The organism is Nocardia sp. NPDC004654 (genome assembly GCF_040609595.1).
Classification (GTDB): domain Bacteria; phylum Actinomycetota; class Actinomycetes; order Mycobacteriales; family Mycobacteriaceae; genus Nocardia.
In genome coordinates this window covers 152,028-167,602 of sequence record NZ_JBEXKI010000007.1, presented here as the reverse complement: position 1 = coordinate 167,602, position 15,575 = coordinate 152,028, and the positions used below count along the sequence as shown (strand labels likewise).

Genomic DNA, 15,575 nt, shown 5'->3' with positions numbered 1-15,575 from the left:
CGCCGGTGGCCAACCCTCACAGACGAGTGGAGCTGACGTGACGACAAGTATCGATACTTTCGGCGCCAAGGGCACCCTCGAGGTCGGAAGCAACTCCTACGAGATCTTCCGTCTCTCGGCCGTGCCCGGCACCGAGAAACTCCCCTACGCACTGAAGGTCCTCGCGGAGAACCTGCTCCGCACCGAGGACGGCGCCAACATCACCGCCGACCACATCCGCGCCATCGCGAACTGGGATCCGTCGGCCGAGCCGGACACCGAGATCCAGTTCACCCCGGCTCGCGTGATCATGCAGGACTTCACCGGCGTGCCCTGTGTCGTCGACCTGGCCACCATGCGTGAGGCCGTCACCGCCCTCGGTGGCGACCCGAACAAGGTCAATCCGCTCTCCCCCGCCGACATGGTCATCGACCACTCGGTCATCCTGGACGTCTTCGGCCGCGCCGACGCGCTGGAGCGCAACGTCGAGCTCGAGTACGAGCGCAACGGCGAGCGCTACCAGTTCCTGCGCTGGGGCCAGGGCGCCTTCGACGACTTCCGCGTCGTCCCGCCGGGCATGGGCATCGTGCACCAGGTCAACATCGAGTACTTGGCCCCCACCGTCATGGTCCGCAACGGCCAGGCCTACCCCGACACCTGCGTCGGCACCGACTCGCACACCACCATGGTCAACGGCCTCGGCGTGCTGGGCTGGGGCGTCGGCGGCATCGAGGCCGAGGCGGCCATGCTGGGCCAGCCGGTCTCCATGCTCATCCCGCGCGTCGTCGGCTTCAAGCTGACCGGTGAGATCCAGCCCGGCGTGACCGCGACCGACGTCGTGCTCACCGTCACCGACATGCTGCGCAAGCACGGTGTGGTCGGCAAGTTCGTCGAGTTCTACGGCAAGGGCGTCGCCGAGGTGCCGCTGGCCAACCGCGCCACCCTGGGCAACATGAGCCCCGAGTTCGGCTCCACCGCGGCGATCTTCCCGATCGACGCCGAGACCATCAACTACCTGCGCCTCACCGGCCGCACCGACGAGCAGCTCGCGCTCGTCGAGGCGTACGCCAAGGAGCAGGGCATGTGGCACGACGCCGACCGCGAGCCCGCCTACTCGGAGTACCTGGAGCTGGACCTGAGCACCGTGGTGCCGTCCATCGCCGGTCCGAAGCGCCCGCAGGACCGAATCCTGCTGTCGGAGAGCAAGATCGCCTTCCGCAAGGACATCTGCAACTACGTCACCGAGGGTGACACCGCGCCGCACACCCAGCTGGACGAGGCCGTCGAGGAGTCCTTCCCGGCCAGCGATCCGGCCGTGCTGTCCTTCGCCGAGGACGACGCCGTGCTGCCGACCGCCGCCAACGGCTCCGAGGGTCGCCCGACCAAGCCGGTCAAGGTCTCCGATCCCGAGCGTGGCGACTTCGTGCTCGATCACGGCGCCGTCGTCGTCGCGGGCATCACCTCCTGCACCAACACCTCCAACCCGTCGGTCATGCTCGGCGCCGCCCTGCTGGCCCGCAACGCGGTGGAGAAGGGCCTGTCCTCCAAGCCGTGGGTCAAGACCAACATGGCCCCTGGCTCGCAGGTCGTCGCCGACTACTACGAGAAGGCCGGCCTGTGGCCGTACCTGGAGAAGCTCGGCTTCTACGTGGGCGGTTTCGGCTGCACCACCTGCATCGGCAACACCGGCCCGCTGCCGGAGGAGATCTCCAAGGCGATCAACGACAACGACCTCTCGGTCACCGCGGTGCTCTCCGGCAACCGCAACTTCGAGGGTCGCATCTCCCCCGACGTGAAGATGAACTACCTGGCCTCGCCGCCGCTGGTCATCGCCTACGCGCTCGCGGGCACCATGGACTTCGACTTCGAGACCGACTCGCTCGGCAAGGACACCGAAGGCAACGACGTCTACCTGCGCGACATCTGGCCGTCCCCGCAGGAGATCGACGACACCATCAAGTCGGCGATCAACCGCGACATGTTCACCAAGTCCTACGCCGACGTCTTCAAGGGCGACGAGCGCTGGCAGAACCTGTCCACCCCCGAGGGCGACACCTTCGCGTGGGACGAGAACTCGACCTACGTCCGCAAGGCGCCGTACTTCGACGGCATGGAGATGGAGCCGTCGCCGGTCGCCGACATCAAGGGCGCGCGCGTCCTCGCGCTGCTGGGCGACTCGGTCACCACCGACCACATCAGCCCGGCCGGTCCGATCAAGCCCGGCACCCCGGCCGCGCAGTACCTGGACTCGCACGGCGTGGAGCGCAAGGACTACAACTCCCTCGGCTCGCGTCGCGGTAACCACGAGGTGATGATCCGCGGCACCTTCGCCAACATCCGGCTGCGCAACCAGCTGCTCGACGACGTCTCGGGCGGTTACACCCGCGACTTCACCCAGGACGGCGGCCCGCAGGCCTTCATCTACGACGCCTCGCAGAACTACCAGGCCGCGGGCATCCCGCTGGTCGTGCTGGGCGGCAAGGAGTACGGCTCGGGTTCGTCGCGTGACTGGGCGGCCAAGGGCACCCGCCTGCTGGGCGTGAAGGCGGTCATCACCGAGTCGTTCGAGCGCATCCACCGCTCCAACCTCATCGGTATGGGCGTCGTCCCGCTGCAGTTCCCGGCCGGTGAGAGCGCCAAGTCGCTGGGCCTGGACGGCACCGAGGTCTTCGACATCGAGGGCATCACCAAGCTGAACGAGGGTGTGACTCCGAAGACCCTGAAGGTGACCGCCACCAAGGAGAGCGGCGAGAAGGTCGTCTTCGACGCGGTGGTCCGGATCGACACCCCCGGTGAGGCCGACTACTACCGCAACGGCGGCATCCTGCAGTACGTGCTGCGGAACATGATTCGCGGCTGATCCTCGAGCGTTCCCCGCGCACGCGGGGTCGACCGATGATTCGCGGCCGAGCCGGGTAGCCGGCTCGTCGCCAGTGCGGAAGGTCCGCGCATCGCCACGGCGGTGCGCGGACCTCTCCGCATCCCGCAGCGTCACTCTTTCGGAGGAGCCACGCCCATGCCCAAGGTCAGCGATGACCACCTCGCCGCCCGGCGCAGTCAGATCCTCGACGGGGCGCGACGCTGCTTTGCCGAATACGGCTACGACGGCGCCACCGTGCGTCGCCTGGAAGAGGCCATCGGACTGTCTCGCGGCGCCATCTTCCACCACTTCCGCGACAAGGACGCGCTGTTCCTCGCGCTCGCGCAGGAGGACGCCGAGCGCATGGCCGACGTCGCGGCCAACCAGGGCATCGTGCAGGTGATGCGCGATATGCTCGCCCACCCCGAGCAATTCAATTGGCTCGGCACCCGTTTGGAGATCGCGCGCAGGCTGCGCACCGATCCCGAGTTCCGCGCGGGCTGGACCCAGCGCTCCGCCGAGCTGACCGCGGCCACCCTGGCCCGCCTGGAGCGGCGCAAGGCCGCGGGCGCGCTGCGCGACGACGTCCCCACCGACGTCCTGCTCGGCTATCTCGACCTCGTCCTCGACGGCCTCATCGCCCGTATCGCCTCCGGCCACACCAACGAGAACCTCTCCGCGGTCCTCGACCTCGTCGAAGCCTCGGTCCGCCGTAAAGACTGAGCTCCGCCGCAAGGACTGAGCCGCGATCAGCCGCAGCACCGTCCGAGCGAACCACCTGGGACGAACGCCGGCGACGGCTCCTGTGCGGCCATCTCGACCTCCCGCAGCATCCGTTCCCGGTCCGCGCCGGACAGGTAACGGCCCCGGCTGACGACCGCGTGAATACTCCGGGTGTTGCCGATGCTCGCCAGCGGGTCGGCGTCCAGCACAACGAGATCCGCGAACTTCCCCGGTGCGACGGTGCCGGACAGGTGTTCCCATCCCGCGCAGCGGGCCGCGTCGCGCGTGGCGGCTTGCAACGCCCGCATCGGCGCCAGGCCCGCTCGCACAAGGAGTTCCAGCTCCTCGTGCAACGAATAGCCCGGGAACACATAGGGATTTCCGGCGTCGGTGCCCGCGACGATCCCGACACCGGCCTCCGCCATCGCCGCGAGCAGATCCAGCCGCACTCGGAAGGCGAACTCCCGCTCGGCGATTTGCTCCGGCGTCGACGGAGCGGTTCGGTAGCCCGTCCAGAACTGCCGGATGCTCTCGGGCATGTAGCGCCGCAGCATGTCCTCGGCGGACGGATCGTCCGGTGGCGGATATCCGCTTCCGGTCACGAGCCGGCGTTGCACGGCGAGGGTCGGTGACTGCCAGCAGCCGCGCCGGATCATCAGGTCGGACAGACGCGCCGCACGTGCCGGGTCGTAGGTCTCGGCCGCCTCGCGCTCCAGCCGGGCACGCTGCGCGAGCCAGCCCTCGGGGTGCCCGGGATCGGCAGGCATGGCGTCGATTTCGGCTTGCAGCTCCGATGCCCGCGCGGACGCGGCGGTCAGCATGCCGTACATGTGCTCGAGGGTGTACAGACCCGTCTCGACGGCCTCCTCGACCGGAATGCGATAGGGCACGTGGCCCGCGAAACGCAGCCCGACCCGGCGCGACTCGCCGGCGATGGCTCCGAAAGTCTCCCGCGTCAGCTGGGAGTACACCTTGACGAAATCCGCGCCCGTGCCGTGTGCCCTGCGGACCGCCGCACGAGCTTCGGCGTCGGTCGCCACGCCTTCCGAGCCGGGCCAGATAACGGGCGGGCCGTCGATGATGCTGCTGGCCACCAGCATCCGGGGTCCGGGTAGTTCACCGCCCTCGATGCGCCGACGCAGCGAATGCGTCTCGGGGAAGCCCCACATCTCGCGAATGCCGGTGACGCCATAGGCGAGATACATCGGCGGAAAGGTCCGCTCCGCCGTGGCGACGTGCGTGTGCATGTCACACAGACCGGGGATGACGAACTTGCCGCGCAGATCGATGGTCCGCACCGGCGGCGTCGGCAGGTCGGGAAAACGCCCGACCGCGACGATCCGATCGCCCGCCAGCACTACGGTGGTGTCCGGTCGCGGCGGCCCGCCCGTCCCGTCGATCACCGTGGCCCCCACCAGGACCGTCACCGGCGCGTTCGGTTCCGCCTCGGCGATCGCGCCCGTTAGCACGCCACCGGTCACCGCGCCGACGGCGCTGCCCGCCAACCACGTCAGGAACTGCCCGCGGTTCATCTCGGTCACGTCCGCTCTCCCTGCTGCCCGATCCGACTGTCGAGCCCGAGCGCACTGTCTCGCAGAGGTTTTCGGGCTCGCGGTGTCTCGCGAGAGACTGTACGCCGAGGGCGGGCGCAGGGTGGTCGACGGCGGGCGCGTCAGTAGGTGTCGTTGAGGTAGTCGGCGGCGTGGGTGGTCCAGAGGACGTTCGTGCCGGGCATGTTGTGGCCGGAATACAGGACGTGCTGACCGTCGGGCCACGGGGTGAGGTAGCCGATGACGCCCTGCACGGCCGCGGTGTAGCGGTTCAGATTGGCCAGCGGGTTCCGCAACAGGAAGCGCAGCAGTTCCTCGAAGATCAGCGGCGTCACGTTGCCGAAGCGAGCGCCCTCGACGAACGAGAACGGGGAGATGCCGGCATCGATCACGCGCAGCGGGGAATCCGGCGGCGAGGAGGTGATGATGTCGCCGGGATTGGCGTATTCCCGGACGTCGAGGCTGGGCCACGCGCCGCGCTGGCCGTGCAGTCCGTAGGTGGACGGCGGGCACAGATTCCCCACGGACTGACCCGCTTTGCGCACCGGATTGGCGATGTTGACCACGAACGCGATCTCCAGCGGCGAGCCGTCGAAGTTCTTGTACTTGCCCGACCGCACACCCTCCAATATCCGGCTCGCGCAGATACCGCCGAGCGAATAGCTCAGCAACCCACAGACATTCGGCGAATCCTGAATGGCGCGCACCCCGGCGGCGACGCCGAGCCGGACCGAGGTCTCCAGCGAGGGACCCCACACCTCCGGCGCGGGCCCGACCGAGGCGGGCCAGTTCGGCTCGAACGCGGTGAACTTCTCCGGGTCGAGCAGTTTGGTGACGTCGCGCAGCATGCCCGCGGGCGCGCCGTCCGGGTTGCGGGGCTCGCCGGTGCCCCGGAGGGTGATGATGTCGATCATCGTTTCTCCTTGCCCGCCTGGTGGTCTGAAAGCAGAGCCACACCGTAGGGCCGCGCGCCGCCCCGCACACGAGTAGCGCACTACTCGATTTCGCGCGACGGTTTCCCCGACGCGCCCGGGCCGAATGTCAGTCGTCGTTTTCGAGACTGGCGAGCAGACTCCGCGCGATGCGGTCGAGATCTTTGCGGTCCTGCGCCGAGAGCACCGAGAGGATGCGGGTCTCGTTGCGGGTGTGTGCCGTCACCGCGGTGTCGACCAGTTCCCGGCCCGCGTCGGTGAGCGCCACCCGAACGGCGCGCCGATCAGCCGCGTCGGCGATGCGGCGCACCAGTCCCGCCGATTCCAGCCGGTCCAGGCGGCCGGTCATGCCCGCGCGGGAGAGCATCAGCGTGTCGGCGAGCACGGACGGGTTCAGCTGGAACGGTTCGCCCGAACGGCGCAGCGCCGCAAGCACATCGAACTCGCCGCGCTGCAATCCGTGTGCGGTGAAGACCGCTTCGATCGCCTGCTGCGCCACGACCATGAGCCGCCAGAGCCGCCCGACGATCGCCATCGCCTCCAGGTCGAGATCGGGCCGCTCGCGCCGCCACTGTTCGGCGATGGCGTCCACCGGATCGGGTTTCGCTTCGGTCATGGACAGGATTCTATTCGCCGGGATATAGTTCGGTACCGAATTATCAATCGCCGAACTACAGGAGCCGTCATGACCGCCACCCTTCCCCGCCGCGACTTCGCCCTCCGTCAGCCGCACGACGCGGAGACCTTGCGGACCGACACCGTCCGGATGCGCCTGCTGATCGACGCGAACGAGACCGGCGGGTCGGTCAGCAGCCTGGAGGTCACCCTGGCCGAGGGCGCCGACGGCGCCGCGCCGCACTACCACACCAAGTCCGACGAGCTGTTCTATGTGGCCGAGGGCGAACTGCAGGTGCTGGCCGGGGAGGAGATCGTCACCGTGGGCGCGGGCGGCGCGCTGGTGGTGCCCAAGTTCATGCCGCACGCGTTCGGCGCGGCGCCGGGTAGCACCGCCCGGCTGCTGATCGCGCTCATGCCCGGCGTCCAACGTTTCGAGTACTTCCGCCTGCTCGACCGCCTCGGCAGGGGCGAGGCGACGCTCGCCGATCTCGCCGCCACCCAAGAGGAATTCGACAATCACTTCGTGGACGCACCGCGGTGGTGGGCCGAGCGAACCGCCAACCGGCGGTGATGCGTTCGCGCACCGGAGTGTGGCGCAGACGTCAGCGCGAACGGGAACAACAACGGACGGCGACGGGTTCGCTTCGATATGACCTTTTCCGTCCCCGTCGTCGTCCGCGGTTACGAGCTCGACACCCAGGGCCACCTGAATCAGGCGGTGTACCTCCAGTACGCCGAGCACGCCCGCTGGGAACTGCTGCGCGCCGCCGGGGTCGCCCAGGACAAGCTCATCGAGGCCGGTGTCGGGCCGGTGGTCCTGGAGACGAACATCAAGTACTTCCGTGAACTGCGCGGCGGCGACGAGGTGACGATCAGCTGCGAATTCGCTTGGACCGAAGGCAAGATCTTCCGGATGCGCCAGCAGATCCGCAAGCTCGACGGTACGGTGTCGGCCGAGATCGCCGTCGTCGGCGGCCTGCTCGATCTGGCCGAGCGCAAGCTGGTCGCCGATCCGGGCGAGCGTTTCCGAGCCCTCGCCGAACGACCCGATCTGCTCGACCTGTAGCGTGGCGCGGCGGTCGACATGGCCGCCAATCTTGGGCAATACCCGTCCGCTACCCCCAATCGGAAATAGCTAGAAGATTGCGGTAGGGCTATTTTCGGACTGCCGAAAATCTTTCGGCGCTAGCGCCTTCCGTGTCCGGATCCGGTTTGCCAACGGCCGTGAAATCTTTCGATCCGGGCCGGGGCCGACCCCTTCCGCGTTATGATCCAGTTCACGCTCGGGGGTCCTGGCAAATCGCGAGCAGATCGGAGAGCAGACCATGGCCGACGCAATCCACCGACCCGGTGTCACGTCGACGGAAGACCGCGTACCCGCACTGCAGGGCCTCTTGGTGGCCGAGTCGGAACGCGAGATCACCGTCCGTGTCGCCGAGGGCACGTGGACCTTCCGCCGTGACGATGTGCTCCGCATGCTCGACAACGTCACCGACGACCAAGCGGGCGACGGCCGACCGGTTCTGGTGGACATCCGCCCCGGCGCCACCGCCGACTTCACCCAGCGGCTGCGCATCGACCTCGTCGACCGGCCGATGACCATCGCTGCCGCGCCCTCGGAAGCGCTGGGAGACGAACTGCTGCAACAACTCACGGCCACCTGGGCCGATCGACTTCGGCTCGTGGACTATCCGGCGGGCACCGGTGCGACCTATACCTACTGTCAGACGAAATCGTTCGCGACGAGTGACGACGGCATCAACTGCGACAGCCTCGACTGAGCGGACCCGCCGATGGTGAGCCGGCTCCCAGGCTCGGTCCTGATCGTGTCCGAATCCGATGATCTGCACGCCACGGCGATGGCGGCGACATTGCGAGAACACCACGGGCTCAGTCCGATACACCTCGACCTGCGCGATTTCCCGCGTGAGTCGGGCAGTTTCCGGCTGGACCGCCTCGGCACCACGCGCTCGCTCTCGCACGTCATCGGGCTCGACACCGTCCGTTCGGTGTGGTGGCGGCGACCGCACCCGTGCCAGGTGCCCGGCGGCGTGCGCGCCTCCGACGACGCCTACCGCCAGGCCGAGTGCGACGGCTTCATCCAGGGCCTGCTGTGGTCGATCCCGGCGTTCTGGATCAACGATCCCGGCGCCGACCGCACCGCGGCGCGCAAGATCGTCCAATTGGAGACGGCACAGCGCGCCGGGTTCGCGATCCCGGAGACGCTGATCACCAACGATCCGGACGAGGCGCGCAGCTTCGTCGAATCACGGCCCGGCGCAGTGGTTTACAAGCGCACCGGCACGGGACGCGCGGAATTCGCCGAGACCAGGATCATCACCGCCGCCGATTTCGGCAAGCTGGCGGGCATCCGGTCGGCGCCGACCACCTTCCAGGACTACATCCAGGCCGAATGCGACCTGCGGGTGGTGTGGGTGGACGGCATCGCCTGGACGGTGCGCATCGACTCCCAGGCGGGCGTCGGCCGGGTCGACTCCCGGCTGGACACCTCCGTCGAGTTCACCCGCGACCAGCTGCCCGCCTCGGTCAGCAAATCCCTGGCCACGCTCATGGGCGCGCTCGGGCTCAGCTTCGGGGTCCTCGACCTGCGCCTCGGCTTGGACGGCGAGTACTACTTCCTGGAGGTCAACCCCCAGGGGCAGTTCGCCTACCTGGAGATCAAGACCGGCATGCCGATCTTCCAGAGCCTGTCCAACCTGCTCGTGCACAGCGACGGCATGGTTCCCGGCTACTGACCGCCGGTACGGGTCTCCCGCTCCTCCTCTCGTCGGCACCGTCCCGGCGAAGGGACGACGCCGACGCGAAGAATTTCCCGCGGTGGCTGCGAAAGACTGTGCGCAGCCGCCGGATTCGAGCGAGCGTCGGCGTTACTTGCCGGGGCTCTTACGCCGGTTCGCACCACCCCTGCTGCGGAGCTGCACATGCGACTCCACCAGCACGTTGTGGATGAAACCGTAGGAGCGTCCCGTCGAGCGCGCCAGCGAACGGATGCTGGCGCCCGCCTCGTATTGCTTCTTCAGCTGCGATTGCAGACGGTCACGCGATTTCCCCGTGACGCGTGTGCCCTTACCCAATGTGGCCTTGCTTTGTGTGGCCCTGTCGCTCATGGCTTCCTCCGAGTCGCCGAGCAGCGCGTCATTCCAGGCTAAGCACTGAACAGGCCTTGATCAACGGGTTCGTGTGATGAAACTCACGCGAGCTGAATCAGTTCCAAATATTCCGCGGACCAGTGGTCCTCGGTGCCATCGGGGAGGAGAATGACCCGCTCCGGCGACAAAGCTTCCGCGGCGCCCGGATCGTGGGTCACCAGGACGACGGCCCCGGCGTAGGTGCGCAGCGCGTCGAGCACCTGTTCGCGAGACACCGGGTCAAGGTTGTTGGTCGGCTCGTCGAGCAACAGCACATTGGCCGCCGAGGACACCAGACCGGCCAGCGCCAAGCGGGTCTTCTCACCGCCGGAGAGGGTGCCCGCGGGCTGGTCGAGCTGCGGACCGGTGAACATGAACGCGCCGAGCAGGCCGCGCAGATCCTGTTCGCCCGCGTCCGGCGCCGCGTGCCGGATGTTCTCCCACACGGTGGCGTCGTCGTCGAGGGTGTCGTGCTCCTGGGCGAAGTAGCCGATCTTCAGACCGTGCCCCGGCACCAGCCCGCCCGCCGACGGCTGCTCCACCCCGGCGAGCAGGCGCAGCAGCGTGGTCTTGCCCGCGCCGTTGAGGCCGAGCACCACGACCCGGCTGCCGCGGTCGATCGCCAGGTCCACACCGGTGAAGATCTCCAGCGAGCCGTACATCTTGGTCAGGTTCTCGGCCATCAGCGGCGTCTTGCCGCAGGCGGCGGGCTCGGGGAACTTGATCCTGGCCACCTTGTCGGCGACGCGCACGTCGTCCAGCTCGTTGAGCAGTCGCTCGGCGCGCTTGACCATGTTCTGTGCCGCAACGGCTTTCGTCGCCTTGGCGCCGAGCTTGGCGGCCTGCGCCTTGAGCGCGGACGCCTTCTTCTCGGCGTTGGCGCGCTCGCGGCGGCGGCGCTGTTCGTCGGTGGCGCGGGCGTCGAGGTACTTCTTCCAGCCCATGTTGTAGACGTCGGCCTCGCCGCGCACGGCGTCGAGGAACCACACCTTGTTGACCACCGCGTCGAGCAGTTCGACGTCGTGGCTGATCACGATCAGACCGCCGTCGTGGTTCTGCAAGAACCCGCGCAGCCAGGTGATGGAGTCGGCGTCGAGGTGGTTGGTCGGCTCGTCGAGCAGCAGGATGCGATCCGAGCGCCCGCCGCTGCCGTCGGAGGCGGAGAACAGGATGCGCGCCAGCTCGATTCGGCGGCGCTGACCGCCGGAGAGGGTGCGCAGCGGCTGGCCGAGCACCCGGTCGGGCAGCCCCAGGCTGTGGCAGATCCGCGCGGCTTCGCTCTCGGCGACATAGCCGCCCAGCGCCGAGAAGCGCTCTTCGAGCCTGCCGTACTTGCGGACCGCCTTCTCGCGCTCCTTCTCGTCGGCCACCTCGGCCATCAGCGCCTGCTGCTTCTCCATGTCGCGGATCAGCGTGTCCAGACCGCGCGCGGAGAGCACTCGGTCGCGCGCGAGCACGTCCAGGTTGCCTTCCTTGGGATCCTGCGGCAGATAGCCGATCTCGGTGGAGCGCAGGATCTTTCCGGCGTACGGCTCGCCCTCGCCGGCGAGGATGCGCAGCGTCGTCGTCTTGCCCGCGCCGTTGCGCCCGACCAGTCCGATGCGGTCACCGGCCTGTACCCGCAGCGCGGGACCGGGCGCCGACAGCAGGGTCCGGACTCCGGCCCGAACCTCGAGGTCGGTCGCGGTGATCACAGATGGGCTCCTCACGGATGGTGGTGGTCGTGGCATGGCGGGGCCGGGCAGTCGCTGCTCGATTGTGCGCCCCTCGATGCACAAGAACCACCGATTTTACCTGTGCCCGCGACGGGCCCCGCAGCCGAGGAAGCCGGTGTGACCGCGATAACTGCCGTTCGACCGGCTTCGGTAGCGTGCGATGGCATGAGTACCGATCTGTTGGGCAAAAGCGCGCTGGTCAGCGGGGCCAGCCGGGGCATCGGCAAGGCCGTGGCGGCCGAGCTGCTGCGCCGCGGCGCGAACGTGGTGATCACCGCGCGGAAACCGGAACCGCTGGAGGAGGCGGCCGCCGAGCTGCGTGCCCTCGGCCACCAGGGCCAGGTCGTCGCGCTGGCGGGCAATTCCGGCGAGGCGGAGAGCCGCGCCGCCGCGGTCGAGCGCGCGGTCTCGGAGTTCGGCTCGCTCGACATCCTGATCAACAACACCGGCATCAACCCGATCTACGGCGCGCTGATGGACGCGGACCTGGACGCGGTGCGCAAGATCTTCGACGTCAACGTGGTCGCCGCGCTCGGCTACATCCAGGAGGCGTACAAGGCCTGGATGCGCGACAACGGCGGCGCGATCGTGAACGTCGCCAGCGTCGCTGGCATCCGGTCCAGCGGCGTGATCGCCGCCTACGGCGCCTCCAAGGCCGCGCTCATCCACCTCACCGACGAGCTGGCCTGGCAGCTCGGCCCGAAGATCCGGGTGAACGCGGTGGCCCCGGGCGTGGTCAAGACCAAGTTCGCCGACGCGCTCTACTCCGCCGACGAGGAGCGAGCCGCCGCCGCGTATCCGATGAAGCGGCTCGGCGTGCCCGAGGACGTCGCGCGGCTGATCGCGTTCCTGGTCTCGGACGAGGCCGCGTGGATCACCGGCGAGACCGTGCGCGTCGACGGCGGCCTGCTCTCCACCGGCGGCATCTGATCGACGGCGGGCGACGGCAGCCGGTCATCGTCGGGCGACAGCGGCCGCACCCGGCAGGGCGGCGGCCGATCGAGCCTGAGCGATGGCGGCCGTCGTGACCGACATCGTCGTCTGCGGTCTCGGCCCCGCCGGGCGGGCGCTCGCGCACCGCTGCCTGGCCCGCGGCATGGCGGTCACCGTGGTCGATCCCGCGCCCGCACGGCCGTGGACCGCGACCTACGCCGCCTGGGCGGACGAACTGCCCGGGTGGCTCGATCCGGCGGTCACGGCCGCGACGGTCGCCCGCCCCACCGCGTGGGGCGCGCGCCGCCACGAACTCGATCGTGCCTACGTCGTGCTCGACACGGGGCGGTTGCAGAACTCGCTGGATCTGACGGGCGCGGAGATCGTCGCCGAGCGCGCCGTGCGGCTCGAACGGCACGGCGTGACGCTGGCCTCGGGCCGGACGCTGCCCGCCGAGCGGGTGATCGACGCGCGCGGGATCGCCCGCTCCCCCGCCCGCGCCGAACAAACCGCCTACGGCGTGCTCGTCGACGACACGGCCGCCGCGGGCATCGAGCCGCTGTTCATGGACTGGCGCGCCGACAACGGCGCGCATCCGGCCGCGCCGCGCTCGTTCCTGTACGCGGTTCCGCTGGGCGGCGGGGCGATGCTGCTCGAGGAGACCTGTCTGGCCGGGCGGCCCGCGCTGGACACCGGCGAACTGCGCACCCGCCTTCGGCACCGGTTGCGCGCCCGCGGCATCGCGCTCCACGGCGACGAGCCCGTCGAGCGGGTGCGCTTCCCGGTGCAGGGCGGCCGACCGTGCCAGCGCGCATTCGGCGCGGCGGGCGGATTCACCCATCCCGCAACGGGATACAGCGTGGCGTCCGCACTCGCCGCGGCGGACGCGGCGGCGACGGGCGCCGACCTGTGGCCGCCCTCGGCCCGAGCGGTACGGGCCCTGCGCACGGCCGGGCTGCGCGCGCTGCTCGCGCTGCCGCCCGCTGACCTCCCCGCGTTCTTCGACGCCTTCTTCGACTTGCCCGCGCCGCTGCAACGCGCCTACCTGTCCGGCCGCACCGATCTCGCCGGCACCGTCGCGGCCATGCGCGCGCTGTTCGCGGCGCTTCCCACCGGATCGCGCATCCGAATCGCCGCCGCGACCTCGGGGATTCCGGTTCGCTCGCGCGCGCGGGGCGGTTCGGCCATCATGGAGTGATGGCACGAGCTATCTGGAAGGGCTCGATTGCATTCGGGCTGGTAAACGTCCCGGTCAAGGTGTACACCGCCACCGAGGACCACGACATCAAATTCCACCAGGTGCACGCCAAGGACGGCGGCCGGATCAAATACCAGCGCGTCTGCACCGTCGACAACAAACCCGTGGAGTACGTCGACATCGCCAAGGCGTACGAGTCGCCCGAGGGCGAGCGGGTGATCCTCTCCGACGAGGATTTCGCCCGGCTGCCCGCCGCGGAGAAGCACGAGATCCCGGTGTTGCAGTTCGTGCCGTCCGAGCAGATCGACCCGATCCTGTTCGACAAGAGCTACTACCTCGAGCCGGACTCCACGACGCCGAAGGCCTACGTGCTGCTGGCCACCACGCTCGATCGCATCGACCGGACCGCGCTGGTCCACTTCACGCTGCGCCAGAAGACCCGGCTCGCCGCGCTGCGGGTGCGCGAGGGCATGCTCGTGCTGCAGACGCTGCTGTGGCCCGACGAGGTGCGCGCGGTCGAGTTCGAGTCCTTGCAGGACGCCTCGGAGCCGCGGCCGCAGGAGATCAAGATGGCCGAGACGCTCGTCGAGTCCATGTCCGACGATTTCGATCCGAGCCAGTTCACCGACGAGTACCAGATCGAACTGCAGAAGATCCTGGACGAGGCGATCGCCAGCGGCAGCGACCGGGTGACCACCAAGCCCGAGGCCGCGCCCGCCGAGATGGACGCCGAGGTGGTCGATCTGGTCGCCGCGCTGCAACGCAGCCTCGAGGCCAGCGGAAGGCGCGCGGCGAGTTCCGGTGGCGGCGCGCAGAAGAAGGCCGCCAAGAAGGCCGCGCCAGCGAAGAAGACCGCCAAGGCGACCAAGAAGACCGCGGAGAAGCCCGCCAAGAAAGCCGCGAAGAAGACCCCCGCCCGCAAGGGCGCGTAGCGCACTGTCGCGTCGAGGACTGGACGCGGGTGGCCGCGTCGGTGATACAGTGCGCGACGAGTTTTCGACATAGAGGACTCGACGTATCACCTACCGGGTACGGCCCGGCGCTCTACGGGGGGACGCATGCACCACCTCGGCAGGACGGTCATCGGTTTCGTCGCGGTGGCCGCGCTGCTGCTCTCGGTCGTCGGCTGCGGCGACGACATCGAGAGCGCGCGCGATTTCGTCGCCGCCAAGTATTCCCGGGCCACCTCGCTGGACCAGGCGAACGACGGCCGCGCCTACACCGCCGCCCTCGCGCCCGCCGCCGTCGGCAGCGCTATCGTCGCGGCCTCGCAGCCGCTGGACAACCGCCGCGTCGGCGATCGCACCTATCTGCAGTATCGCAACGACATCATCACCGTCGCCCCGCACGGGACGGGCTCGATGATCCTCGTCGACCAGTACGGCAACGGATACCGGCGCCACCAGTCGACGGTGTCGAGTTTCGGCTGGCCGAGCCAGCCGCCGGGCAGCGAATACCGCGGCCAGAGCGGCAAATAGAAGGAGAAACACATGCTGGCAGACCTCGCGGCCGACGCGGGCGCGGCGCTCGCCTACACCGGCGTCGGTATCGCGTTGATGGCGCTCGGTTTCGTGCTGGTGGACGTCATCACGCCCGGCAACCTGCGCGAGCAGATCTGGGTCGAGCGGAACCGGAACGCGTCGCTGCTCGTGGCGTCGAACCTGCTCGGCGTCGGGATCATCGTGGCGATGGCGATCTGGACCTCCCAGGGCGCGATCGGTGAGGCGCTGCTGGCCAGCGCGGTGTACGGCGTGATCGGTCTCGGCGCGATGGCGCTGTCGTTCCTGCTGCTGGACCTGCTCACGCCCGGCCAGTTCCGAGATGTGGTCGCGGACGGCGCGATTCACCCGGCCGTCTGGGTGACCGCGGCGCTGCACCTCGCGGTGTCCTTCGTGGTGGCCGCGGGCCTGTCCTGAGT

Annotated in this window: 16 protein-coding genes; 11 read left to right on the top strand and 5 right to left on the bottom strand. The window is 69.0% G+C overall.

The window, feature by feature from the left end; translation table 11 throughout:
• Window positions 1-37 precede the first annotated feature (37 nt).
• Together acnA and ABZV58_RS23960 are read left to right on the top strand one after the other, a co-directional pair.
• Window positions 38-2,839: an aconitate hydratase AcnA gene (gene acnA, locus ABZV58_RS23965; RefSeq protein WP_355002379.1), complete on the top strand. Its 2,802-nt coding sequence runs from the start codon at window positions 38-40 to the stop codon at window positions 2,837-2,839.
• Window positions 2,840-2,995: 156 nt separating this feature from the next.
• Complete coding sequence (locus ABZV58_RS23960; protein ID WP_011210017.1) at window positions 2,996-3,562, top strand: TetR/AcrR family transcriptional regulator; 567 nt, start codon at window positions 2,996-2,998, stop codon at window positions 3,560-3,562.
• A gap of 26 nt (window positions 3,563-3,588) precedes the next feature.
• Here the strand turns inward: ABZV58_RS23960 and ABZV58_RS23955 are convergent, their stop codons facing one another.
• The 3 genes from ABZV58_RS23955 to ABZV58_RS23945 all read right to left on the bottom strand — a co-directional run bounded on the left by ABZV58_RS23955 (window position 3,589) and on the right by ABZV58_RS23945 (window position 6,660).
• A complete protein-coding gene (locus ABZV58_RS23955) occupies window positions 3,589-5,094 on the bottom strand; it encodes an amidohydrolase family protein (RefSeq protein ID WP_355002659.1) in 1,506 nt (501 codons plus the stop codon).
• Between the two features lie 140 nt (window positions 5,095-5,234).
• Window positions 5,235-6,026 (bottom strand): hypothetical protein, encoded by a 792-nt coding sequence (locus ABZV58_RS23950; protein ID WP_355002378.1) that lies wholly within the window; start codon window positions 6,024-6,026, stop codon window positions 5,235-5,237.
• Window positions 6,027-6,153: 127 nt separating this feature from the next.
• Window positions 6,154-6,660, bottom strand: coding sequence for a MarR family transcriptional regulator (locus ABZV58_RS23945; RefSeq protein ID WP_355002377.1), 507 nt, complete (start codon window positions 6,658-6,660; stop codon window positions 6,154-6,156).
• Window positions 6,661-6,810: 150 nt separating this feature from the next.
• Between ABZV58_RS23945 and ABZV58_RS23940 the strand changes: the two genes are divergently transcribed.
• The 4 genes from ABZV58_RS23940 (at window position 6,811) to ABZV58_RS23925 (ending at window position 9,418) form a co-directional block, all read left to right on the top strand.
• Window positions 6,811-7,233 carry a cupin domain-containing protein gene (locus tag ABZV58_RS23940; protein WP_355002658.1) on the top strand — a complete coding sequence of 141 codons (423 nt, stop codon included), beginning with the start codon at window positions 6,811-6,813 and terminating at the stop codon, window positions 7,231-7,233.
• A 78-nt stretch (window positions 7,234-7,311) separates the two neighbouring features.
• On the top strand, window positions 7,312-7,728 hold the full coding sequence (locus tag ABZV58_RS23935; protein ID WP_355002376.1) for an acyl-CoA thioesterase: 417 nt from the start codon (window positions 7,312-7,314) through the stop codon (window positions 7,726-7,728).
• A gap of 259 nt (window positions 7,729-7,987) precedes the next feature.
• The gene (locus tag ABZV58_RS23930) at window positions 7,988-8,443 is read left to right on the top strand and encodes a hypothetical protein (RefSeq protein ID WP_355002375.1); all 456 of its coding nucleotides are present in this window, start codon (window positions 7,988-7,990) and stop codon (window positions 8,441-8,443) included.
• A gap of 45 nt (window positions 8,444-8,488) precedes the next feature.
• Entirely contained in the window at window positions 8,489-9,418 is a 930-nt protein-coding gene (locus ABZV58_RS23925; RefSeq protein ID WP_355002374.1) for a hypothetical protein, read from the top strand.
• Window positions 9,419-9,550: 132 nt separating this feature from the next.
• Here the strand turns inward: ABZV58_RS23925 and ABZV58_RS23920 are convergent, their stop codons facing one another.
• Both ABZV58_RS23920 and ABZV58_RS23915 read right to left on the bottom strand, forming a co-directional pair.
• Entirely contained in the window at window positions 9,551-9,790 is a 240-nt protein-coding gene (locus tag ABZV58_RS23920; RefSeq protein ID WP_067780848.1) for a helix-turn-helix domain-containing protein, read from the bottom strand.
• Window positions 9,791-9,873: 83 nt separating this feature from the next.
• Window positions 9,874-11,505: an ABC-F family ATP-binding cassette domain-containing protein gene (locus tag ABZV58_RS23915; protein ID WP_355002373.1), complete on the bottom strand. Its 1,632-nt coding sequence runs from the start codon at window positions 11,503-11,505 to the stop codon at window positions 9,874-9,876.
• Window positions 11,506-11,691: 186 nt separating this feature from the next.
• Between ABZV58_RS23915 and ABZV58_RS23910 the strand changes: the two genes are divergently transcribed.
• From ABZV58_RS23910 to ABZV58_RS23890, 5 genes are all read left to right on the top strand, one after another.
• Window positions 11,692-12,456: an SDR family oxidoreductase gene (locus tag ABZV58_RS23910; RefSeq protein WP_355002372.1), complete on the top strand. Its 765-nt coding sequence runs from the start codon at window positions 11,692-11,694 to the stop codon at window positions 12,454-12,456.
• 82 nt (window positions 12,457-12,538) lie between these two features.
• Window positions 12,539-13,657, top strand: a complete 1,119-nt coding sequence (locus ABZV58_RS23905; RefSeq protein WP_355002371.1) for a lycopene cyclase family protein — start codon at window positions 12,539-12,541, stop codon at window positions 13,655-13,657.
• A complete protein-coding gene (locus ABZV58_RS23900; RefSeq protein ID WP_355002370.1) occupies window positions 13,657-14,589 on the top strand; it encodes a Ku protein in 933 nt (310 codons plus the stop codon). The genes ABZV58_RS23905 and ABZV58_RS23900 overlap by 1 nt, the downstream gene beginning before the upstream one ends.
• A 126-nt stretch (window positions 14,590-14,715) precedes the next feature.
• Window positions 14,716-15,135 (top strand): DUF4247 domain-containing protein, encoded by a 420-nt coding sequence (locus ABZV58_RS23895; RefSeq protein WP_097244348.1) that lies wholly within the window; start codon window positions 14,716-14,718, stop codon window positions 15,133-15,135.
• Between the two features lie 12 nt (window positions 15,136-15,147).
• On the top strand, window positions 15,148-15,573 hold the full coding sequence (locus ABZV58_RS23890; RefSeq protein ID WP_067780720.1) for a DUF350 domain-containing protein: 426 nt from the start codon (window positions 15,148-15,150) through the stop codon (window positions 15,571-15,573).
• The last annotated feature ends 2 nt before the right edge of the window (window positions 15,574-15,575 follow it).

Coding starts and splice junctions, on each gene's coding strand:
- ABZV58_RS23960 (WP_011210017.1), top strand. CDS start 2,996: ATGCCCAAGGTCAGCGATGACCACCTCGCCGCCCGGCGCAGTCAGATC.
- ABZV58_RS23955 (WP_355002659.1), bottom strand. CDS start 5,094: ATGAACCGCGGGCAGTTCCTGACGTGGTTGGCGGGCAGCGCCGTCGGC.
- ABZV58_RS23950 (WP_355002378.1), bottom strand. CDS start 6,026: ATGATCGACATCATCACCCTCCGGGGCACCGGCGAGCCCCGCAACCCG.
- ABZV58_RS23945 (WP_355002377.1), bottom strand. CDS start 6,660: ATGACCGAAGCGAAACCCGATCCGGTGGACGCCATCGCCGAACAGTGG.
- ABZV58_RS23940 (WP_355002658.1), top strand. CDS start 6,811: ATGCGCCTGCTGATCGACGCGAACGAGACCGGCGGGTCGGTCAGCAGC.
- ABZV58_RS23935 (WP_355002376.1), top strand. CDS start 7,312: ATGACCTTTTCCGTCCCCGTCGTCGTCCGCGGTTACGAGCTCGACACC.
- ABZV58_RS23930 (WP_355002375.1), top strand. CDS start 7,988: ATGGCCGACGCAATCCACCGACCCGGTGTCACGTCGACGGAAGACCGC.
- ABZV58_RS23920 (WP_067780848.1), bottom strand. CDS start 9,790: ATGAGCGACAGGGCCACACAAAGCAAGGCCACATTGGGTAAGGGCACA.
- ABZV58_RS23910 (WP_355002372.1), top strand. CDS start 11,692: ATGAGTACCGATCTGTTGGGCAAAAGCGCGCTGGTCAGCGGGGCCAGC.
- ABZV58_RS23905 (WP_355002371.1), top strand. CDS start 12,539: ATGGCGGCCGTCGTGACCGACATCGTCGTCTGCGGTCTCGGCCCCGCC.
- ABZV58_RS23900 (WP_355002370.1), top strand. CDS start 13,657: ATGGCACGAGCTATCTGGAAGGGCTCGATTGCATTCGGGCTGGTAAAC.
- ABZV58_RS23895 (WP_097244348.1), top strand. CDS start 14,716: ATGCACCACCTCGGCAGGACGGTCATCGGTTTCGTCGCGGTGGCCGCG.
- ABZV58_RS23890 (WP_067780720.1), top strand. CDS start 15,148: ATGCTGGCAGACCTCGCGGCCGACGCGGGCGCGGCGCTCGCCTACACC.